The organism is Blastococcus xanthinilyticus, from assembly GCF_008124835.1.
GTDB classification, from domain to species: Bacteria; Actinomycetota; Actinomycetes; order Mycobacteriales; family Geodermatophilaceae; genus Blastococcus; species Blastococcus xanthinilyticus.
Genome location: NZ_VNHW01000004.1, coordinates 291077 through 312298, shown reverse-complemented (window position 1 = coordinate 312298; position 21222 = coordinate 291077). Strand labels below are relative to the sequence as shown.

17 protein-coding genes are annotated in these 21222 nt (G+C 74.2%); 11 read left to right on the top strand and 6 right to left on the bottom strand.

The genetic code is table 11. The annotated features are described in order from the left end of the window. Window positions 1-5 precede the first annotated feature (5 nt). Together BD833_RS08630 and BD833_RS08625 are read right to left on the bottom strand one after the other, a co-directional pair. Entirely contained in the window at window positions 6-974 is a 969-nt protein-coding gene (locus BD833_RS08630; protein WP_166532708.1) for an amino acid ABC transporter permease, read from the bottom strand. Beyond that, window positions 971-1858 carry an ABC transporter substrate-binding protein gene (locus BD833_RS08625; RefSeq protein WP_208092435.1) on the bottom strand — a complete coding sequence of 296 codons (888 nt, stop codon included), beginning with the start codon at window positions 1856-1858 and terminating at the stop codon, window positions 971-973. Before BD833_RS08625 ends, BD833_RS08630 begins: the two co-directional genes overlap by 4 nt. A gap of 310 nt (window positions 1859-2168) precedes the next feature. On the opposite strand from BD833_RS08625, the gene BD833_RS08620 reads away from it, so the two are divergent. The 4 genes from BD833_RS08620 to BD833_RS08605 all read left to right on the top strand — a co-directional run bounded on the left by BD833_RS08620 (window position 2169) and on the right by BD833_RS08605 (window position 7662). Then, window positions 2169-3860, top strand: a complete 1692-nt coding sequence (locus BD833_RS08620; RefSeq protein WP_166532707.1) for a flavin monoamine oxidase family protein — start codon at window positions 2169-2171, stop codon at window positions 3858-3860. A 9-nt stretch (window positions 3861-3869) separates the two neighbouring features. Further along, complete coding sequence (locus tag BD833_RS08615) at window positions 3870-4667, top strand: carbon-nitrogen hydrolase family protein (RefSeq protein WP_166532706.1); 798 nt, start codon at window positions 3870-3872, stop codon at window positions 4665-4667. Between the two features lie 110 nt (window positions 4668-4777). Then, a complete protein-coding gene (gabT, locus tag BD833_RS08610; protein ID WP_166532705.1) occupies window positions 4778-6139 on the top strand; it encodes a 4-aminobutyrate--2-oxoglutarate transaminase in 1362 nt (453 codons plus the stop codon). Between the two features lie 41 nt (window positions 6140-6180). Further along, window positions 6181-7662: an aldehyde dehydrogenase family protein gene (locus tag BD833_RS08605; protein ID WP_166532704.1), complete on the top strand. Its 1482-nt coding sequence runs from the start codon at window positions 6181-6183 to the stop codon at window positions 7660-7662. Window positions 7663-7687: 25 nt separating this feature from the next. Here the strand turns inward: BD833_RS08605 and BD833_RS08600 are convergent, their stop codons facing one another. From BD833_RS08600 to BD833_RS08590, 3 genes are all read right to left on the bottom strand, one after another. Then, window positions 7688-9223, bottom strand: coding sequence for a PucR family transcriptional regulator (locus BD833_RS08600; protein WP_166532703.1), 1536 nt, complete (start codon window positions 9221-9223; stop codon window positions 7688-7690). 61 nt (window positions 9224-9284) lie between these two features. Next, the gene (gene helR / locus BD833_RS08595) at window positions 9285-11498 is read right to left on the bottom strand and encodes an RNA polymerase recycling motor ATPase HelR (protein ID WP_166532702.1); all 2214 of its coding nucleotides are present in this window, start codon (window positions 11496-11498) and stop codon (window positions 9285-9287) included. 100 nt (window positions 11499-11598) lie between these two features. Next, on the bottom strand, window positions 11599-12636 hold the full coding sequence (locus BD833_RS08590) for an AraC family transcriptional regulator (protein WP_208092434.1): 1038 nt from the start codon (window positions 12634-12636) through the stop codon (window positions 11599-11601). Between the two features lie 86 nt (window positions 12637-12722). On the opposite strand from BD833_RS08590, the gene BD833_RS08585 reads away from it, so the two are divergent. The 3 genes from BD833_RS08585 (at window position 12723) to BD833_RS08575 (ending at window position 16022) form a co-directional block, all read left to right on the top strand. Then, complete coding sequence (locus BD833_RS08585) at window positions 12723-14222, top strand: flavin-containing monooxygenase (RefSeq protein ID WP_166532701.1); 1500 nt, start codon at window positions 12723-12725, stop codon at window positions 14220-14222. 47 nt (window positions 14223-14269) lie between these two features. Continuing rightward, window positions 14270-15205 carry an alpha/beta hydrolase gene (locus BD833_RS08580; RefSeq protein WP_166532700.1) on the top strand — a complete coding sequence of 312 codons (936 nt, stop codon included), beginning with the start codon at window positions 14270-14272 and terminating at the stop codon, window positions 15203-15205. 199 nt (window positions 15206-15404) lie between these two features. Then, window positions 15405-16022: a hypothetical protein gene (locus BD833_RS08575; protein WP_166532699.1), complete on the top strand. Its 618-nt coding sequence runs from the start codon at window positions 15405-15407 to the stop codon at window positions 16020-16022. 13 nt (window positions 16023-16035) lie between these two features. Here the strand turns inward: BD833_RS08575 and BD833_RS08570 are convergent, their stop codons facing one another. Further along, window positions 16036-17295, bottom strand: a complete 1260-nt coding sequence (locus BD833_RS08570; RefSeq protein ID WP_166532698.1) for an AI-2E family transporter — start codon at window positions 17293-17295, stop codon at window positions 16036-16038. Between the two features lie 288 nt (window positions 17296-17583). Here BD833_RS08570 and BD833_RS08565 point away from each other — a divergent pair, with 288 nt between their 5' ends. The 4 genes from BD833_RS08565 (at window position 17584) to BD833_RS08550 (ending at window position 21189) form a co-directional block, all read left to right on the top strand. Further along, complete coding sequence (locus BD833_RS08565) at window positions 17584-17856, top strand: hypothetical protein (protein WP_166532697.1); 273 nt, start codon at window positions 17584-17586, stop codon at window positions 17854-17856. 42 nt (window positions 17857-17898) lie between these two features. Then, window positions 17899-19149 carry a cytochrome P450 gene (locus tag BD833_RS08560; RefSeq protein WP_208092433.1) on the top strand — a complete coding sequence of 417 codons (1251 nt, stop codon included), beginning with the start codon at window positions 17899-17901 and terminating at the stop codon, window positions 19147-19149. A gap of 340 nt (window positions 19150-19489) precedes the next feature. Further along, window positions 19490-19963, top strand: a complete 474-nt coding sequence (locus BD833_RS08555) for a nuclear transport factor 2 family protein (RefSeq protein WP_208092432.1) — start codon at window positions 19490-19492, stop codon at window positions 19961-19963. Between the two features lie 8 nt (window positions 19964-19971). Beyond that, window positions 19972-21189: a phospholipase D-like domain-containing protein gene (locus BD833_RS08550; RefSeq protein ID WP_166532695.1), complete on the top strand. Its 1218-nt coding sequence runs from the start codon at window positions 19972-19974 to the stop codon at window positions 21187-21189. Window positions 21190-21222 lie beyond the last annotated feature (33 nt).

Sequence of the window (21222 nt, the reverse complement as noted above, 5' to 3'; positions counted from 1 at the left end):
GGCGCTCACGGCCGGTCCGCCGATCGCCGCCGGCGGAAGAGCAGGTTGCTGCCGATCCGGCGGTCGAGCGGCACGCTGGTGCCGTAGCCGCGGCTGAACCTGCGCTCGATGAAGTGCTGCCCGATCGAGGCGACCGTGGTGAGTACGAGGTACCAGATCGAGGCGACGATCAGCAGGGCGATCACCTCGAAGTTGGTGAGGTAGATGCGCTGGCTGACCGTCAGCAGGTCGGCACCGGCGATCACCGACACCAGCGACGTCGTCTTCAGCATCGAGATGAACTGGTTGCCGGTGGGCGGCACGATCACCCGCATCGCCTGGGGCAGCACCACGCGGAGCATGACCTTGCGGTGCGGCATGCCGAGGGACTCGGCGGCCTCCTGCTGCCCCGGGTCGACCGACTTCAGGCCCGCGCGCACGATCTCGCTCATGTATGCGCCCTCGTTGATGGTGAGGCCGAGCAGCGCCGCGACGAAGCCGGTGATGATCGCGTTCGTCGACCAGCTGGCGAGCTTCGGGCCGTCGAAGGGGATGCCCAGCGAGAACTCCGGGAAGATCAGTCCCAGGTTGAACCAGAAGATCAGCTGGACCAGCAGGGGCGTCCCCCGGAAGAACCAGACGTAGGCCAGCGCCGCAGTCCGCAGGATCCGGCTGTCCGAAATCTGCATGAGCGCGGCGACCACGCCGATGAGGACGCCGAGCACCATCGAGATGACCGTGAGCTGGATGGTGACCCACAGGCCCTGCAGGACCACCGCGTCGAACTGGTAGTCGACGACGACGTCCCAGTGCAGGTTGGGATTGACCGCGATGCTCCAGCCGACCCAGACCAGGGCCAGCCCCGCCACGAGGGCAGCCAGCCACCGGCCGGGCCGCGGGGGGTGGGTGGCCCGGATGGTCAGGTCCTCGTGCTCACCCTCCGCGCCCCGGCCCGTAGGGGCCGCGGTCGCCGGGGGAAGGTTCGTCGAGCTCACTGCTGGTCGTTGATGGTGGCCTCGTCGACGGCGCTCCCGGACACCCCCCACTCCTCCAGGATCTCGCCGTACTCACCGCTGTCGATCAGCTCCTGCAGGGCCCGCTGGACGGCGTCGCGCAGCTCGGTGTCCTTCTTGTCGACGGCGATCCCCCAGGGGCCGGCGGCGTACTGCTCGTCGAGGACCTCGTACTCGCCGGTCTCCTCGGCGAACATGACGGCCACCGGGTAGTCGACGATCGTGGCCACGGAGCGACCGCTGGAGATCTCGAGCAGGCCGGTCGGCGCGTCCTCGCTCTGCGAGATGGTCATCTTCTCGTCGCACTTCTCGTTCTGCTCCTCGCCGATGGCGAGGTTGGAGCTGCCCTTGGCGAGGACGACGTTCCTGCCGCAGAGGTCCTCCAGCGAGGTGATGCCCTCCGGGTTGCCCTTGGCGACCATGATCGCGCCGCCGGCGTGGAAGTAGTCGACGAAGTCGACGACCTGGCGGCGCTCCTCGGTGTCGCTCATCGAGGACATCGCCAGGTCCCAGCGGTCGGCCGCGAGGCCGGGGATCAGCCCCGGGAAGCTGGCGTTGGTCATCTCGAGCTCCAGCCCGAGCTTCTCGGCGATCGCGGCCGCGAGATCGGGGTCGACCCCAATCAGGTCCTGGGTCCCCTCCGCGTACATCTCCATGGGGGGGTACCCCTCCGCGGTCGCGACTCGAAGGATGCCGGACTCCTGCAGGTCCTCGGGGACGAGATCCGCGGCCGTGGCATCCTCGGCAGGAGCGGGTGCCGGCGCATCCGCCGTCGCCGCGCCACCTCCGGAGCGACCACATCCGGTCACCGCCAGGGTCAGGACCGCCGCACCGACAACCGCCTGCGCCATTCGACGAGAACGCACGTGCCACCTCCGCAGGTTCGTTGCGCCAGATGCTGGCAGCCGCTCGCCGCACCGTGAATCGGCTGAAAGCATTTCCCGCTGAGCCACGAAGCAGTCGATGCTCGATCCGGCTTGTCGCGGTCCGGTGAGGACTGCGGGGACCTCGTGCCGGAAGGGCGCGCCGCCGGGTCGGGCCGTGGCGGGTCAGTAGGGTGTCTTCCCGCGACCGGCCGGAGCCAGGGCCGCCGGACCGGAACGGCGGGGATCCGTACGACGGAGTGCTGCCGGCGGCGGCGGCGCAGCAGCGGCAGGTGAGGGGAGAAGGACCGCGATGACGATCGGCCCTGGTCATGAGGCCGCGCAGGACGCCGATCGGCCGCCGGTCACCATCTTCGGCCCGGACTTCCCCTTCGCGTTCGACGACTGGATCACCCACCCCGCGGGCCTGGGCGAGATCCCGCCGGAGCGGCACGGCGAGGAGGTCGCCGTCGTCGGGGCGGGCATCTCCGGCCTGGTCGCGGCGTACGAGCTCATGAAGCTCGGGCTCAAGCCGGTCCTCTACGAGTCCTCGCAGATGGGTGGGCGGCTGCGGTCGGCGCGGTTCGAGGGCGCCCCCGCCGAGGTGGTCGCCGAGCTGGGCGGCATGCGCTTCCCGGTGTCGTCGACCGCCTTCTACCACTACGTCGACCTGCTCGGCCTGGAGACGAAGCCCTTCCCCAACCCGCTGACCCCCGCCTCCCGCAGCACGGTCATCGACATCGAGGGCGAGACCCACTACGCCGAGTCCACCGAGGCGTTGCCGCCGCTCTTCCAGGAAGTCGCCGCGGCGTGGGCCGACGCGCTGGAGACCGTCTCCTTCACCGAGATCCAGGACGCGATCCGCGCCCGCGACGTCCGGACCCTGAAGAAGCTGTGGGACGCCCTGGTCCCGCTGTGGGACGACCGCACCTTCTACGACTTCGTGGCCACCTCCGAGGCATTCTCGAAGCTGTCCTTCCACCACCGGGAGGTCTTCGGCCAGGTGGGCTTCGGCACCGGCGGCTGGGACTCGGACTTCCCGAACTCGATGCTGGAGATCTTCCGCGTCGTGATGACCAACTGCGACGACGACCAGCGCTTCGTCGTCGGCGGGGTGGAGCAGGTGCCGTGGGGCCTGTGGAACCACGCGCCGGAACAGCTGGTCCATTGGCCCGCGGGGACGACCCTCGCGACGCTGCACCGCGGCGGGGCGCGCGCCGGGGTCGCCGCCATCGCCCGCGCCGCCGACGGCAGCTTCGCCGTCACCGATGCCTGGGGCCACACCGCCCGCTACCCGGCGGTGCTCGCCACCTGCCAGAGCTGGCTGCTGACGACCCAGATCGACTGCGAGGAGAGCCTCTTCTCGCAGAAGATGTGGACGGCGCTGGACCGCACCCGGTACATGCAGTCGTCGAAGACCTTCGTGATGGTCGACCGGCCGTTCTGGAAGGACAAGGACCCGGAGACCGGCCGCGACGTCATGAGCATGACGCTCACCGACCGGCTGACCCGCGGCACCTACCTGTTCGACCACGGTGACGACCTGCCCGGCGTCATCTGCCTGACGTACTCGTGGATGAGCGACGCGCTGAAGATGCTGCCGTACCCGGTGGACCAGCGGGTGCGGCTGGCCCTCGGGGCGCTGAAGAAGATCTACCCCGACGTGGACATCGCCCAGCACATCATCGGCGACCCCGTCACCGTCTCCTGGGAGGCGGACGCGAACTTCCTCGGCGCCTTCAAGGGTGCCCTGCCGGGGCACTACCGGTACAACCAGCGGATGTACGCGCACTTCGTGCAGGGCGACTTCCCGCCCGAGCAGCGGGGCATCTTCCTCGCCGGCGACGACGTCTCCTGGACGCCGGCCTGGGTGGAGGGCGCGGTGCAGACGTCGCTCAACGCGGTGTGGGGCATCATCCGGCACTTCGGCGGCCGCACCTTCGCGGAGAACCCCGGACCCGGTGACGTGTTCGCCGAGCTCGGCCCGATCGCGCTCCCGGACTAGGCGGCGCTCGTGCGGATCGCCCTCCACCAGTGCGAGTCGCGCCCCCTGGGCGTCGACGAGAACCTCGAGCGCCTGGGGCAGGCCCTGGCCTCCGCCCGGGACGACGGCGCCGACCTGCTGCTCACGCCGGAGATGTACCTGACCGGCTACGCCATCGGCGCCGACGCGGTCGGTCGCCTCGCGCAGCCGCGCGACGGCGAGTGGGCGCGGGCGGTCGCCGAGCTGGCGCGCTCCAGCGGGGTCGCGGTCCTCTACGGCTACCCCGAGCGGGTCGGGGACGCCGTCTACAACGCCGTGCAGCTCGTCGGCGCGGACGGCGTCCCGCTGGCCGGGTACCGGAAGACGCACCTGTTCGGCAGCCTCGACCGGGAGCAGTTCAGCCCGTCCGACGACGACTCCGCCGTGGTGGAGATCGGCGGCTGGCGGTGCGGGATGCTGATCTGCTACGACGTCGAGTTCCCGGAGACCGCCCGCGCCCTCGCGCTCGCCGGGGTCGACGTCGTGCTGGCGCCGACGGCCAACATGGTCGAGTTCGACGTCGTCGCGACGACGCTGGTGCCGGCGCGGGCCTACGAGAACCAGGTGTACGTGGCCTACGCCAACTACGCGGGCGCCGAGGCCGACCTGGAGTACTGCGGGCTCAGCTGCGTCGTCGGGCCCGACGGCAGGGACCTGGCCCGGGCCGGCCGCGGCGAGGAGCTCGTCGTCGCCGAGCTCGACCGCGCGCGGCTGGCGGAGTCGCGGCGCCGCGCGCCCTACCTCCTGGACCGGCGGCCCGAGCTCTACCGGACGCTGGGCGGCACCTGAGCGAACGGTCCACGGCGGCCAGCCCGGACGGGCCAGTTGTCCACCGCGTCCATGGACAGCGGTGCGCCGCCCTCCTAGCGTCCCGGGCAGGCAGCCCTGAGGAGGACACCGTGAGCGTCGTCGAAGCACCCGCGGCCGGCGGACCGCAGCTCGAGCAGGTCCGGCGGCTGGTCACCGCGATCCCGGGCCCGCGCAGCCTGGAGCTCGCGGCCCGGCGCGCGCAGGCACTGCCGGCCGGCATCGTCAGCGGGCAGCCCGTCTTCGCCGCCGCCGCCGGCGGTGGCGTGCTGGTGGACGTCGACGGCAACAGCTTCATCGACTTCGGCAGCGGCATCGCCGTGACCAGCGTCGGCAACAGCGCGTCCCGCGTCGTGGAGCGGGCCGTCGAGCAGCTGCGCCAGTTCACCCACACCTGCTTCCTCGTCAACCCCTACGAGGGCTACGTCGAGGTCTGCGAGGCGCTGAACCGGCTGACCCCGGGCGACCACGTCAAGCGCACCGCGCTGTTCAACTCCGGCGCGGAGGCCGTGGAGAACGCCGTGAAGTACGCCCGCGCCGCGACCGGCCGGCCCGGTGTCGTGGTCTTCGACCACGCCTACCACGGGCGCACGCTGCTGACGATGGCCATGACGGCGAAGAACAACCCGTACAAGAAGGACTTCGGCCCGTTCACCGCCGAGGTGCACCGCGCGCCCATGGCCTATCCCTTCCGGGCGCCGGGTGGTCGTGAGCGGGCCGCCGAGCAGGCGATGGCGGCCCTGCGCGACCTGGTCGACGTGCAGGTGGGGGCCGACCAGATCGCCTGCGTGGTGATCGAGCCGATCCAGGGCGAGGGCGGGTTCATCGTCCCCCCGGAGGGCTTCCTGCCCGCGGTGGCGGAGTTCTGCCGCGAGCGCGGGATCCTGTTCGTGGCCGACGAGGTGCAGACCGGCTTCGCCCGCACCGGCGACATGTTCGCCTCCGAGCACGAGGGTCTCGCCCCCGACCTGATCACCACGGCGAAGGGGCTGGCCGGCGGGCTGCCGCTGGCCGCCGTCACCGGCCGCGCCGAGATCATGGACGCCGTCCACCCCGGCGGCATCGGCGGCACCTACAGCGGCAACCCCGCGGCCTGCGCCGCCGCGCTGGGGGTCATCGAGACGATCGAGGCCGAGGGCCTGGTGGAGCGCGCCCGCGTCATCGGTGACCGCTTCCTCGCCCGCCTCACCGGGATCGCCGACGGCAACCCGGTGATCGGTGACGTGCGCGGCCGCGGCGCCATGATCGCCGTCGAGCTGGTCCGGCCCGGCACGACGGAGCCGGACCCGGCCGCCGTCGCCCAGGTCATCCGGTACTGCCAGGAGCGCGGGCTGCTGGTGCTGTCGGCCGGGACCTACGGCAACGTGCTGCGGTTCCTGCCGCCGCTGGTGATGCCCGAGCACCTCCTCGCCGAGGGCCTGGACATCCTCACCGAGGCCTTCGCGACGCTCTGACCCCCCGCCCGCATCCCGGCACGACACCCCAGGAGAGCGACATGACCGCAACGGTGGACGACGGCGCCGGCGTGCAGCTGAAGAACCTCGTGGACGGCCGCTGGCAGGACGGCCGGGGCGAGGAGTTCACCTCGACCAACCCGTCCCGGCCGGACAGCGTCGTCGGGGCCGGGGCGCTGGCCGGTCAGGCGGAGGTCGACGAGGCCGTGGCCGCCGCCGCCCGGGCGCTGCCGGGCTGGGCGCGCACCCCGCACCACGAGCGGGCCGCCGTCCTCGTCCGGGCCGCGGCGGCCGTCGAGCAGTCGGCCGAGGCGTGGGGGTACGAGCTCGCCGCCGAGGAGGGCAAGACCCGGGCCGAGGGGGTCGGGGAGGTCCTGCGGGCGGCGCAGATCCTCCGCTACTGCGCGGGTGAGGCCGACCGGGAGGCGGGGGAGATGTACTCCTCGCCGCGGCGCGGCGAGCGGGTGCTGGTGACCCGCCGGCCGCTCGGTGTCGTCGGGGTCATCACGCCGTTCAACTTCCCGATCGCCATCCCGGCCTGGAAGATCGCCCCCGCGCTCTCCCACGGCAACACCGTGGTGTGGAAGCCGGCGAGCCTGGTCCCGCTCCTGGCGATGCGGCTGGCCCAGGCGCTGCAGGAGGCCGGCCTGCCGCCGGGCGTGCTGAACCTCCTGGCCGGGGACGGCGCCACGGGGAGCCGGCTGGTCGACCACCCTGGCATCTCCGGGATCACCTTCACCGGCTCCACCGGGGTGGGGCGGGCGATCGCGGCCTCCTGCGCCGCGCGGGGGGTCCCGGTCCAGGCAGAGATGGGCGGCAAGAACCCGGCCGTCGTCCTGGCCGACGCCGACCTCGGGCTCGCCGTCGAGCAGGTGCTGCTCGGCGCGTTCCGCTCGACCGGGCAGAAGTGCACCGCCACCTCCCGGCTGATCGTGGAGGACGGCATCGCCGGGGAGTTCCTGGCGGAGTTCGCCCGCCGCACGCAGTCGCTGGTGGTGGGCGACGCCGTCGACCCCGCCACCCAGATGGGACCGCTGGTCAGCGCGTCGGCGCGGGCCACCGTGCACCAGGGGATCGAGGACGCCGTGGGCCAGGGCGCGACCCCGCTGGCGGGGGCGTCCCCGTACCCCGGTGGCGACCTCGCTGCTGGGTACTTCGTGCCGCCCACCGTGCTCGAGCTGCCCTCGACCGACCTGGCCGTCTGGCGCGAGGAGCTCTTCGGCCCCGTCGTGGGCGTCGTGCGCGCCCGGGACGCCCAGGAGGCGTTCGCGCTGGCGAACGACGGGGAGTACGGGCTGTCCGCCGCCGTCTTCACCAACGACCTCGGCCGGGCGCTGGAGTCGGTCGTCGAGCTCGACGTGGGCATCCTGCACGTGAACTCCGAGACCGCGGGAGCCGATCCGCACGTGCCCTTCGGCGGCGCCAAGGGCAGTGGCTACGGCCCCAAGGAGCAGGGCCGGGCCTCCCGGGAGTTCTTCACGCACACCACGACGGTCTACCTCCGCGGCGGACGCCCGGCCTGACGCCGCGGGCCCGCCGGGCGCCTCCTCAGCCGCCGAGCTGCACCAGCTCGCGGGCCTTCACGGCCAGCCACAGCTCGGCGCGCACGTGGGCGGACTCGACGTCCCGGCCCAGCAGGGCGGCCACCTTGGCCATGCGGTTGCGCATCGTGTGCCGGTGCACCTCGATCGCGGCCGCGGCGGCCTCCCACTGGCCGTTGTGGGAGAGGAACGCCTCCAGCGACCGCACCAGCTCCCCGTTCCGCGCGGCGTCGTAGCTCTCCAGCGGACCCAGGGCGGCCGACGCCACCGCGGCGAGGGCCTCCCGGCTCTGGCCGCCGAGCAGCAGGTCGTAGGTGCTGAGCTCGGCGAACCGGAGCAGCTCGCGGCCGCCGCCCCGCCCCGCCCGCGCGGCCGCCAGCGCCTGCTGCCGGCTGGTTCCCGCCTCGCCCAGCGCGGCCGCGGAGCCCAGCCCCCCGCCGAGCGGCCGGCCGAGGCCCCGGCGGAGCTCCGCGCACACCTGCTCCGGCGTCCGGTCGGCGGCCTCGGCCGGCAGGAGGACGATCAGCGCCCCGTCCGCGGAGGTGGCCAGGTAGGGCAGGCCGGTCGCGGCGAGGACGTCGTCGAGCAGCTCCTCGGCGGGGAGCAGCGGCCCCGCGTCCACCACCGCCAGCGCGACGACGGGGGCATCGGGATCGAGGCCGAAGTACCGCAGCTGGGTCAGGTCGCTGCCCAGCACGCCGCTCAGCAGGGCCCGCAGGACCGCCGAGCGCAGCCGGCGCTCCACCGTCAGCACCGCGGCGGGCTTCTCCAGCTCGATCGCGATCAGCGAGACCGCGTGGTTGACCAGGAGCCGCTGGGTGGCGTGCAGCGCGTCCCGGGTGCCGACCAGCACCTCACCGCGGCCGACCCCGGCCACGCCCAGCACCTGGCTGGTCAGGTGGCCGTCCGCGTCGGCGTGGACGCCGCTCGCGGCGCGCCGGCGGGAGCGCCGGCGGGCGAGCAGGTCCCGTGCCGCGCGGGAGGCGTCCTCGCGGTCCCGGGACGCCGAGGCCAGGACGGCGTCGTGCGCGTCCAGCACCACCACGTCGGCCTCCAGCGCGCCGGCCAGCGCGTCGACCACCGCGGGGATGCCGCCGCCCAGCGCGGCGCGCGCGAGCCGGTGCTGCTGGTCGGCGACCCGCTTGGCGGCCGTGACGTCCGCCGCGGCCAGGGCGTCGGCGACCGCCCGGCCGATCGCGATGAACGGGACCTCCCCGGCCACCGCGAGGACCGGGAGCCCGAGGGCGTCGCCCTCCAGCCGGAGGGCCTCCGGGACGGCGGAGTGCACCGTCCCGGTGTCGAGCGCGAGCGCCGTGGCGCCCTTCGCGCCGAGCCGGCGGAGGTAGGCGCGCTGCGCGTCGGGCTCCCCGGGCAGCCGGAGCCCGGTCGTCATCACCAGCTCGCCGCCGCTGAGCCACGGCGTCGGGTCCTCGAGCTCGATGGCGTGCGCCCACGTGATCGGCCGGTCCGCCCCGGCGGCACCGCCGACGAGGGTCAGCCCCAGCCGCCGGTCGGCCAGCAGCCGGGCCACCGTGAGCGTCACCGACGTCCTCCTGTCGACACCGGGTCCTGCCGCGGCCCCCGGGCTGGACGAAGCGTAGTGGTCAGGCGCTGGTGAGGACGACGAGCTGCTGCGTCGTCCGGGTCATCGCGACGTAGCGGTCGACCGCCCCCTCGATGCCCCCGCCGAAGGCGCCGGGGTCGACCAGGACCACGAGGTCGAACTCCAGCCCTTTCGCCAGGACCGGGGTCAGCGACCGGACGCGGTCGGCCGCCGGGAAGCCGGGGGCGCCGATCACGCAGGCGGTGCCCTCGGCGTGCCCGGCCAGCCACGCGTCGACGACCGGGCCGAGCTCGGCGACCGAGCCGTAGCGGACGGGGATGCCGCTGCGGCGAACCGACGTCGGCACGTTCGCGTCGGGCAGCGCCGCGCGGATGACCGGCTCGGCCTCGGCCATGACCTCGGCCGGGGTCCGGTAGTTGACGGTCAGGGAGGCGACCGCCACCTCGTCCAGGCCGATGCGCGCGAGGCGGGCGCGCCACGACCTGTCGAACCCGTGCCTGGCCTGCGCCCGGTCGCCGACGACGGTGAAGCTGCGGGACGGGCAGCGCGCCAGCAGCATCCGCCACTCCGCGTCGGTCAGCTCCTGCGCCTCGTCCACGACGACGTGCGCGAACGGTCCGGCGAGCCGGTCGGGGACGGCGCCGGGCAGTGCGGCCTCGTCGACGAGTGCGCCGCGCAGGTCCTGCCCGCGCAGCATCGACATCACCCCGAGGTCGGAGTCGTCGTCGGCGATCAGGAGGTCCACGACGTCGGACATCCGGGCGCGGTCCGCGGCTGCCGCGGCCTCCTGCCGTCGGCGACGCCGGGACACCTCCGGGTCGCCGAGCCGCTGCCGCGCGGCGTCCAGGAGCGGCAGGTCGGACACCGTCCACCCGTCCGGGTCCGCGCGCTGCAGCACCGCGACCTCCTCGTCGGTGAGCCACGGTGCGCACCTGCGCAGGTAGGCCGGCACCGACCACAGGTCGGCGACGAGGTCGGCCGGCTCGAGCAGCGGCCACGCCCGGCCGAAGGCTTCTCCGAGCGCCCGGTTCGCGGCCAGGGCCCGCCGGTACGCCGCATGCGGGTCCTGCGCGGCGATCCCGTACGCGTCGAACTGCTCCTCGCCGGAGGCGTCGTCGTCCACGTCGTCGAGGCCGCTGGGAAGCTCGTCGACCAGGATGCGCACGAGCGCCTCCCACACCTGGTCGCGGGCCTCGTTGTGCGGCGTGCCGGGCTCGGGTGCGTCGAAGGCCTCGGCCCAGTCGCCGGCGTCCAGCCGGAGGGTGGCCCACGGCGTCTCGACGGTCATCGCCGTCCGGGGTGGCTCCTCGTAGAACCGGACCGCCGCCTCGATCGCGCCGACCAGGTCCGCCGACGCCTTGAGCCGGGCCACGTCGGGGTCCCGCTCTTCCGCGGCCGCCGCCCCCTCGGGGACCAGGTCGCGCAGGGTGCAGGTCCGCACCCCCTCCTCCCCGAGGCTGGGCAGGACGTCGGCGACGTAGGCGAGGTAGGGCTCGTGCGGGCCCACGAACAGCACCCCGCCGCGCTGCGGACCGAGCCGCGGGTCGGCGTAGAGGAGGTAGGCGGTGCGGTGCAGGGCCACGACGGTCTTGCCCGTGCCGGGCCCGCCGTCGACGACGAGCACGCCACGGGAACCGGCGCGGATGACGGCGTCCTGGTCGGCCTGGATGGTGCCGAGCACGTCGCGCATCCGGTCGGTCCGGGTGCCCCCCAGGCTGGCGAGGAAGGCCGACTGGTCGTCGAGCGCGGCGTGCCCCTCGACGCCGTCGGGGCCGAACACCTCGTCCCAGTAGTCGGTGATCCGCCCGCGGGTCCAGCGGTACCGGCGGCGGCTGGCCAGCCCCATCGGGTCGGCATGGGTGGCGCCGAAGAACGGCTCGGCGGCGGGGGAGCGCCAGTCGACCAGCAGCCGCCGGCCGGCGCCGTCGGTGAGCCCCAGCCGGCCGATGTAGACCGGCTCGGCGCCGTCGGCGGGCACGATCCGGCCCAGGCACAGGTCCAGGCCGAAGCGGCGGAGCGTGCGCAGGCGGGTGGTGAGCCGGTGGACCTCCAGGTCGCGGTCCAGCGCCGCCTGGCCACGGCCGCCGGGTGCGGCGCGCTCGGCGGCGAGGCGGGCGGAGAGCTCGGCCGTCGCGGCGGCGAGGCTGTCGGCGACGGCGGCGAAGTGCTGCTCGTCGCGGGTGATCAGGGCGGGGTCGGCCTTGGCGGCGAGGCGATCGGGAAGGTCGAACGGGCTGGTGGAGAAGGTGGTCACGGCGTCAGCTCCGATCTGAGGTCCGCGACCGTAGACCGAAAATTTCGACCTCATGAGGAGCGCCGGGAGCTGCTACAAATGAGGTGGCAGAGCTGCGGTGTCAGCCGCGCGCGCCCGCCCGCACGGACTCCGCCCACCGCCGGGGGCTGACTCCCCGCCAGCGCCGGAACGCGTGCACGAACGCCGAGGCCTCGGAGTAGCCGACCCGCGCGGCGACCTGCTCGACGCTGAGCCCCACGGTCACCAGCAGTTCCTCCGCGAGGTGCCGCCGGGTCTGGTCGACCACGACCCGGAAGCTCGTGCCCTCCTCGTCGAGGTGCCGGCGCAGGGTCCGGACGCTCACGTGCAGCTCGGCGGCCACCTCCTCCTGGCCGGGCATCCGCTGGGGGTCGCGCAGCAGCAGGTCGCGGACCCGGCCGCTCATCCCGCGGCGGGACGCGCGGGCCTCGAGGAGCGCGCGGCACTGCGCCTCGCACAGCGCGGCGGTGAGCGGGGCTGCCTGGGGGAGGGGCTGGTCGAGCAGCGCGGCGTCGAAGACGAGCACCGACCGCGGAGCGGCGAAGGCGGGCCGGACGCCGAAGGCCTCCTCGTACGGGGCGGGATCCGCCGGCTCCGGCAGGCGCAGCGCCACCCGCCGCGGGACGACGGGGCGGCCGAGCGACTCCCGCCACAGCTGCAGCGCCGCCACGGCGTCCCGGAGCAGCACGAACCGGCGCACGTCGGCGGGCAGGTCCAGGTCGTCGAAGTGCAGGGTCAGCTCGCCGGCGTCCTCCTCGGCACTGATCCGGGTCAGCGCGTAGGTCAGGTCGACGAACCGCATGCCGACCTCGTGGCCCTCGCGCAGCGTGCGGCTGGACAGCAGCGCGAAGCCCCAGATGCCGTAGGTGGCCAGCCGGTACCGCGCCCCGGCCGCCAGGCCGGCGGTCTCGGGCAGCGCGGCGGCGAGGGCGGCCACCAGCCGGGCCTCCTGCTCGGCGGTGATCTCCGCGGCAGGATCGCTCAGCGCGGCCTCGCCGATGCCCGTGCCCGCGATCACCCGCGACCTCGGCAGCCCGTGCTCCTCGGCCAGCGCGCACATCAGCGCCGCGCTGCCGGTGCTGCGGGCCGCGGCGTGCAGGGGGTTGGCCGAATTCCTCAATTCGCGACCGATTGTGCCATGGCTCACACCACGTCCGCGGTCCTACGGTCCGGTCGAGGGGATCGCCGACAGCAGGGGGCACCGCCATGACGACGACCACGCAGGAACGCCCGACCGGGACGACCACCGAGCACGTCGACGTGCTCATCGTGGGCGCCGGGATCTCCGGCATCGGCGCCGCCCACCACCTGAAGGAGCGGTTCCCCGGCCGGTCGTTCGTCATCCTCGACGCGCTGGATGCCCGGGGTGGCACGTGGTGGACCCACCGGTACCCCGGCGTCCGGTCCGACAGCGACCTGTTCACCTTCGGCTACCGGTTCAAGCCCTGGCGGGGGGCGTCGATCGCGACGTCGGAGGAGATCCTGTCCTACCTGGACGAGGTGATCGCCGACGACGGGCTGGCCGAGCGGATCCGCTACCGGCACCGCGTCACGACGGCGAGCTGGTCCTCCGCCGAGCACCGCTGGACCGTCGAGGGAACCCGCGAGGACACCGGCGAGAGCGTCCGCCTCACCACCGACTTCCTGTGGATGTGCCAGGGCTACTACGACCACGACCGGCCCTACCGGCCGCAGTGGCCCGGGCTCGACCGGTTCGGCGGCGCGGTGGTGCACCCGCAGCAGTGGCCGGCCGACCTGGAGACCACCGGCAAGCGGGTCGTCGTCATCGGCTCCGGGGCGACCGCGGCCACGCTGGTCCCCGCGCTCGCCGACACCGCGGCCCACGTGACCATGCTGCAGCGCTCCCCGACGTTCTTCTTCGCCCGGCCCAAGACCCACGAGCTGGCCGAGACGCTGCGCGCCCTCGACGTCCCGGACGACTGGACGCACGAGATCCTGCGGCGGGCCTACATCGCCGAGGGCGACGAGATCACCCGGATGTCCTTCGAGCAGCCCGACGAGCTGCGTGAGCTGCTCATCGAGTCGATGCGCCCCCAGCTGCCCGAGGGCTTCGACATCGACAAGCACTTCAACCCCAGCTACCGGCCCTGGCAGCAGCGGCTCGCCCTGCTGCCCGACGGCGACATGTTCACCGCCATCCGGGAGGGCAAGGCCTCCGTCGTCACCGACACCGTCGACACCTTCACCGAGACCGGGATCCGCACGTCGTCGGGGGAGGAGCTGGCGGCCGACGTGGTCGTGACGGCGACCGGGTTCGACCTCAGCGTCTTCGGCGGGGTCTCCTTCGCCGTCGACGGCCAGCCGGTCGACTTCCCTTCCCGGGTCACCTGGCGCGGGCTGATGATCAGCGGCGTGCCGAACATGGCCTACGTGTTCGGGTACTTCCGGGCCAGCTGGACGCTGCGCGCCGACCTGGTGAGCGAGTTCGTGTGCCGGCTGCTGGCGCGCATGCAGGAGCGCGGGGCGACGACGGTCGTGCCCACGCTGCGCCCGCAGGACGCCGACATGCCGCTGCGCCCGTGGGCCGTGCCGGAGAACTTCAACTCCGGCTACGTGATGCGCTCGGCCGACCGGATGTTCAAGCAGGGCGACCGCGAGCCGTGGATCCACCTGCGGGAGTACGCGGAGGAGCGGACGGCGCTGCCCGCCCTCGACCTCGACGACGACTCGCTCGTCTACCGCTGACCGGCCCCGCCCGTCCCGTCCCACCCTGCGATCCCCAGGAGAGACCTGTGCCCGTCGACCCGCACATCGCCGCGATGCTCACCATGATGGAGGAGGCGGGGCTGCCGCCGATGTACGAAGGCACCCCCGAGGCCGGGCGGGCCCTGTACCTCGCCCTGACCCACGGCGGACGGGCTCCCGAGCAGGTCGTCCCGGTCGCCGGGACGGAGGACCGCACGGTCCCCGGCGCCGGCGGGAACCTGCGGGCGCGGGTCTACCGCCCCGAGGGCGACGGTTCCTTCCCGACGGTGATCTTCTTCCACGGCGGCGGCTGGGTGATCGGCGACCTCGACACCCACGACAACATGGCCCGCAACGTCTGCCGCGGCAGCGGAGCGGTGGTCGTGGCCGTGGACTACCGGCTCGCCCCCGAGCACCCCTTCCCGGCGGCCGCGGACGACGCGGTGGCAGCCGCCCGCTGGATCGCCGGGCACCTCGACGAGTTCGGCGGCGACCACCGGCTCGGCGTCGCCGGCGACAGCGCGGGCGGCAACCTCTCCGCCGTCGTCGCCCAGGCGCTGCGGGCCGACGGCACCCCGGTGGCCGGCCAGTTCCTCATCTACCCGGCCGTCGACGCGGAGGGCGAGTACCCCTCCCGCGTGGAGAACGCCAAGGGCTACTTCCTGGAGAAGGACACGATGGACTGGTTCTACGGCCACTACGCCGGCGCCTGGGAGGACGCGAAGGACCCGCGGCTGTCGCCGCTGCACGGCGCCGACCTCGCCGGCCTGCCGCCGGCGGTCGTCGTCACCGCGGAGTTCGACCCGCTGCGGGACGAGGGCGAGGCGTACGGCGAGGCGCTGCGGGCCGCCGGCGTCGCCGCCGACGTCCAGCGGTACGACGGGATGATCCACGGCTTCTTCGACATGGGGACGATCTCGCCGGCCGCGCAGCAGGCGATCGACGAGAGCTGCGCCCGGTTCGGGGCGCTGCTGCGCGGCTGAGGGCCCGCCGGGGAAGCGGATCGGGCATCCGGTCCGCCGCCCCGGCACCCGGCGATCGCGCGCGGTGTTGCGTCCTCGTGTCGAACCCGCGTGCCCACGCGTCCGGCTCCCGCGAGCGGGAACTCAGCTCCCGTCGCAGGCTGGGCCTGCGACGGCTGGGCCTGAGACGGCTGGCCCGCGTCGAGCAGAGGAGGCACCGATGAGCGCCAGTGCAGGGCGGCCGGCCCGGACCCGTGGGGGGCGAGCCGGGCGGGCCGCGGCAGCGGCGCTCGTCACGGCCGTCGGGGTGACCGGGCTGGCCGCCTGCGGTGACGATCCGGTCGGCCCGGTCACCGGCCCGAGCAGCACGGATATGCAGGTGCTCGAGGACCGGATCAGCGCGCTCGAGGACCGGGTCTCCGACCTGGAGGATGCGCCGCCCCCCGCGGAGCCGACGGCCCAGCCCGAGCCCGGCGAGGACGAGGAGCCCGGCGTCCTCGGAAACGGGGAGGCGCTGGTCGGCCAGGCCGTGACGGTAGGCGGGGAGGTCACCGAACTGCTCACCGTCGCCGACGTCGGCGCCTCCTTCCGCGTCGTGGGCGAGAGCGGCGACCCCATCCTGGTCGTCCTGGCGACGCCGCCGGCCGACCTGGAGATCGGGGACCTGGTGGAGGTCTCCGGCCGGGTGGTCCGCGTCGCGGAGGAGAGCTTCGAGCTCGACTTCGGTATCGCCGCGGACCAGCTGTTCGAGGACGCCGGGGCGTTCTTCGAGGAGTTCGGCGGTCAGATCGCCATCTCCGCGGACCGCCTGGAGCCGGTGGAGGACCCGGCCGGCTGACGGCCCCCCCGGCTCAGCCCGCCGCCACCGGCGCGGGGCGTGCGTCGGCCCCGGTCGGCTCTGCCACGGTCCCCGGGTCGGCTCCGGGCGGGTCCTCCGCCGCCGACTCGGAGCCGGCTGCCTGCCCGGCGCCGGGGGCGGGGTGCTCCCGGAAATACCCCAGCACCCGGTAGGTGACCGCCACCAGGGGAACCGCCAGCAGCGCCCCGGCGAGACCCCAGAGCAGGCTGCCGGCCGTGACCGCCAGCAGCACGACCACCGGGTGCAGCCGCACCGTGCGCCCGACGATGATCGGGTGCAGCACGTTGCCCTCGACCTGCTGCACGACGAGCACCGCGATGAGCACGATGACGGCGTCGGTGACGCCGTTGGTCACCAGGGTGACCAGCACGGCCACCGCCCCGCTGACGGTCGCGCCGAACAGCGGGACGAAGGCGCCGAGGAACGTCAGCAGGGTCAGGGACAGCCACAGCGGCACGCCCAGGATGACCAGCACCGCGCCGATGCCCACCGCATCGATCACGGCGACGATGACCACCCCGCGCACGTACTGGGAGAGCACCGTCCAGGCCGCCTGGCCCGCGCCGTCGACCTGGTCCCGCCGACGGTCGGGGACCCAGCGGAGCATCCAGGCCCACATCGCGGCGCCGTCCTTGAGCAGGAAGAACGTCAGGAAGGCGACCAGGATGATCGCGGCCAGGATGTAGACGGCCATCCGGGCCGCGGCAGCCGGTTCGGGGGTGAGCGAGTAGACCTGGTTGACCACCGTGTTCCGGACCTCGGTGACCTGCTGCGGGTTCAGGCCCAGCGGCCCCTCGGTGAGCCAGACGCGGATGCGGTCGATGCCGGCGGTCAGCGGCCGGGTCAGGTTGCGCAGCTTGTCGGCGGCCCGGAATCCGACGAGGAAGCCGACCCCGAGCAGGACGCCGAGCAGGAGCAGCACCGACAGCAGCGCCGAGATCCCCTCGCCCAGACCTCGACGGTGCAGCCAGCGGGTGACCGGCCGCACCACCGCGGTCAGCAGCAGGGCCACCGCGACGGCGACGGTGAGCAGCGGGAGGCGCAGGAGGAACCAGAACACCAGCCAGCCGAGCGCGGCCAGCATGAGGACCGCCGCCCCGGTGACCAGCACGCGGATCGCCCAGCGCGGCGCCACCGGCGCCGGCCGCGGGGTGGGGAGCGGGTGCGTGTCCAGGGTGCCGCTCGCGCCGTCCGGCTCCGTCTCCGGCCGGACGGCGGAGCGCGTGACGTCGACGCGCTCGCCTCTGGACATCCATCTCACCGCGGCCACCCGGTCCTCTCGTGGGGGAACTCGACCGGAGCCCCGGTCCTCCTGGCCCTGCACTGCCCAGGAAGCCGCCGAAGTGTGCACGGACGCCGTCACCGTCAACCGGTTGACACACGGAACGGATCGCGGCCGCGGGACGGATCTGTTGCGGTCGCCTTGCGGATCGGTGTCAGGACGGCGGCCGGCAGAGCACCGGCCCGCCGCGGGGCACACAGTCGTCGTGGCACCACCGGTGCCCGCTCCCCGTCCCGGCCCGCCGCACCGGAGGTCGCCATGTCCGACCCGCACCCCCGCCCGCTCGCCGCCATCGACGCCGACCTGCACTCCTGCCGGACCGTCCGGCGGGACGCCGAGCGCGAGCTCGCCGAGGTGCGGCGCCGTCAGGAGGAGCTCGCCGACCTCGAAGCGGTCCTCCTGGTCACCATCGACACCCGCACGCGGCTGGTCGACCACCTGCTCGACGAGCGCCTGCGGACGGTTCCCGGCCCGGCGGCGCGGCTGCCCGCCACCACCGTGCCGCGCCGCCGGCTGACCCCGCTGGGCTGAGCGATGCACCTCGGGCGGCCGGTTCCCAGGAGAGGAACGTCCGTGACCGACCGGATCCCGCGCATCGGGAGGAGGGACAGCAGCGCCGCCCTGCTCCGCGAGGGCTACACGTTCGGTGCGCACCGCTTCCTGGAGACGGGGTCGGACGCGTTCGAGACCCGGTTGATGCTGCGTCCCGCTGTCATCGCCTACGGCACCGAGGCCGCCCGGCTGCTGTACGAGACGGACCGGATGACCCGCCGTCGAGCCCTGCCGCCGACCACCCTCACGCTGCTCCAGGACTTCCGCAGCGTCGAGCTGCTGGACGAGCAGCCGCACCGGCACCGCAAGGCGATGTTCCTGTCGCTGATGACCCCGGCCGCGGTGGCCGAGCTCGCCGATCTGGTGGAGGGGGAGTGGCGCGCGGGGATCGACCGGTGGGCCGGGTCGCGGGACGTCGTGCTGTTCGACGCCGTCCGGGAGGTCCTCTGCCGCGCCGTCTGCGCCTGGGCCGGGGTGCCGCTGCACCCGGACGACGTCGCGATCCGGACGCGGCAGTTCGCCGCGATGGTGGAGGGAGCCGGATCGGTCGGGCCGCGCAACCTCCGCGGGCAGGTGCTCCGGCACCGGGCCGAGCGCTGGGCCGGCGAGGTGGTCGAGCGGGTGCGGGCCGGGGAGCTGCGGGTCGACGAGGGACGCGCGGCGCGGGTCGTCGCCGAGCACCGCGACGAGCACGGCCGGCTGCTCGACGCCGAGACCGCCCGCGTGGAGCTGCTCAACGTGCTGCGACCCACCGTGGCGATCTCCCGGTACGTCGTCTTCGCCGCCCTGGCGCTGCTCCAGCACCCCGTGGCGCGCAGCCGGGTCGCCGAGGACGACGAGTACCTCCGCTGGTTCGTGCAGGAGGTGCGCCGGTCCGCCCCGTTCTTCCCGATGGTCGGCGGCCGGGTGCGCGAGGAGTTCGACTGGCGGGGCCGGCACTTCGCGCGCGGCTCCTGGTTCCTGCTGGACATCTACGCCACCAACCACGACTCCCGGATCTGGGACGAGCCGGCAGCCTTCCTCCCGGAGCGCTTCGCCGGCTGGGACGGCGGGCCCTACGACTTCGTCCCGCAGGGCGGCGGGGAGTTCGACGCCGGCCACCGCTGCGCCGGCGAATGGCTGACGATCACGCTGGTGGAGCGGGCGGTGCGGCTGCTCACCACGGCCATGGCCTACGACGTGCCCCTGCAGGACCTGAGCGTCGACCTGTCGCGGATGCCGGCGGCCCCGGCCAGCGGCGTGCGGCTGTCCGGCGTCCGGCCGGCGGCATGAGCCGCCCGGTCCCGGTCCGGATCGCCCTCGCCATCTCCAGCGGCGCGTCGCTGGGCGCCTACGAGGCCGGCGCCACGGCCGGGTTGCTCGTGGCGCTGCAGCGGCTGAACGAACGCGACGCCCGTGCCGGCCGCCCACCGTGCCGCTGCGCGCCCGCCTCCGGATGCCCGGGGTGCTGGCGCGCGCCTGCTGCGCTCTGCTGGCCGACGTCCAGCGCGGTCGGCGGCAGCGCGCAGCGACGGCCGGGTGTCGGAGCGGTGACAGCCGCTGAGCAGGGTTTCCCCCTCGCCGGCCGGGGCAGTCGAGGGGCCACCAGCACCGTCGAGCGAGAGGAGATCCCGTGTCCGTGGCGACGACCGAGGACCTGCGGGCCCGTTCGTGCCGGGAGGTGCTCGCCGACCGCCTCCGGCTGCGCCGGGCCGGGGAGCTGGAGGAGGACCTCCGGCGGAACTACCACCCGGACCTGGTGGTGCTGACCGCCCGGGAGGTCTTCCGCGGGCACGACGGCCTGCGGGCTTCGGCGCACCGGCTGTGGAAGGCCATCGGTGGCGGCGGGAGCTACCGCTACTCCTTCGCCCTGGCCGACGAGCGGACGGCGCTGCTCGAGTGGTCGGGCCGGGACGCGGACGTGCTGGTGCGCTGTGGGGTGGACTCCTACCTGATCGAGGACGGCTGGATCCGCGCGCAGACGATCCACTACCGGGTCGAGGACGTCGCGCTCTCCACCGACGGTGACCTGCTCGCCGCGACCGGGACGCCGCAGGCGCACCGCGACGACGACCCCGACCGGCTGCCGAGCCTGACCGATGACTGAGCGGACCGATGACTGAGCGGACCGGGACCGGGAGCCGCGGCCGGCAGATGCTCGAGCAGCTGGTGGGCGTGCCGTTCAGCGAGGGCAACCGGGTCGACGTCCTGAAGGACGGCGACCAGTCATTCCCGGCCATGCTGGCCGGGATCGCGGCCGCGCGCCGGAGCATCGACCTGCTGTGGTTCGTGTGGGGCGGCGGTGCGGTCAGCCACGAGGTCGCGGGGGCCCTCGCCGCCCGCGCGCGCGACGGCGTGCGGGTGCGGATCGTGCTGGACGGCTACGGCGCCACGCACATGGACCGCGACGACCTGCGGCGCCTGCGCTCGGCGGGGTGCACCGTTGCCTTCTACCGGCCGATCCCCAGCATCCGCCCGACCGTCTGGAACCTGCGCACGCACCGGCGGGCCATGGTCTGCGACGAGACCGTCGGCTTCACCGGGGGGATCGGCATCGACCAGCCGTGGTCCGGCGACGGCTCTTCGCCCGGGAACTGGCGCGACACCTCGTACCGGGTGCAGGGGCCGGCCGTCGCCGGGCTGCGGTCGGCGTTCACGGCCGCCTGGATGCAGGCCCAGGTGCGGCTCGAGGGTGGCGTGGTCTCCGACGCCGACCGGTTCCCGGAGCTGGGGCTGGCGGGCAGCACGCCGGTGCAGGTCCTCCGCACGCCGTCCCAGCCGGGCTGGAGCGAGGCCGCCGTCGCCATCGCGGCGCTGCTGCACTCCGCCCGCGACCGCGTCCGGGTCACCAGCCCGTACATCCGGCTGCCGCGCTGGCTGCGCCGGCTGGTGGTCGAGACCGCCGGGCGCGGGGTGCGGGTGCAGGTGCTCGTCGGCGGACCGCACGTCCAGCGGCCGTCGGTGCACCTGCAGGGCGAGCTGGACTTCCAGCCGCTGCTCGACGCCGGGGTGGAGCTCTGGCGGTACCAGCCCTCGCTGCTGCACTCGAAGATCGTCACGGTCGACGGAGCGATCGCCATGGTCGGCACGACGAACTTCGACACCCGGTCGCTGGCCCTCAACGAGCAGGTCTGCCTGCTCCTCGACGACCGGGTCGTGACCGGCCTCCTGGACGACCACTTCGACGAGGACCTCGCCCGCAGCGCGCGGGTGCGCCCGGAGGAGTGGCGGTCCCGCGGGCTGCGGCGCCGGGCGCTCGAGGTGGCCGCCGACGTGGTGGGGCGGCCGCTGCGTGGCTGGGGGGCGATCGGGCTGGCGGGGCGGCCGTCCTGACCCTGCCGGGGGCTGTTGCAACCGCGGAAGCAT

Coding starts and splice junctions, on each gene's coding strand:
- BD833_RS08620 (WP_166532707.1), top strand. CDS start 2,169: ATGACGATCGGCCCTGGTCATGAGGCCGCGCAGGACGCCGATCGGCCG.
- BD833_RS08605 (WP_166532704.1), top strand. CDS start 6,181: ATGACCGCAACGGTGGACGACGGCGCCGGCGTGCAGCTGAAGAACCTC.
- BD833_RS08585 (WP_166532701.1), top strand. CDS start 12,723: ATGACGACGACCACGCAGGAACGCCCGACCGGGACGACCACCGAGCAC.
- BD833_RS08575 (WP_166532699.1), top strand. CDS start 15,405: ATGAGCGCCAGTGCAGGGCGGCCGGCCCGGACCCGTGGGGGGCGAGCC.
- BD833_RS08570 (WP_166532698.1), bottom strand. CDS start 17,295: ATGTCCAGAGGCGAGCGCGTCGACGTCACGCGCTCCGCCGTCCGGCCG.
- BD833_RS08565 (WP_166532697.1), top strand. CDS start 17,584: ATGTCCGACCCGCACCCCCGCCCGCTCGCCGCCATCGACGCCGACCTG.
- BD833_RS08550 (WP_166532695.1), top strand. CDS start 19,972: ATGACTGAGCGGACCGGGACCGGGAGCCGCGGCCGGCAGATGCTCGAG.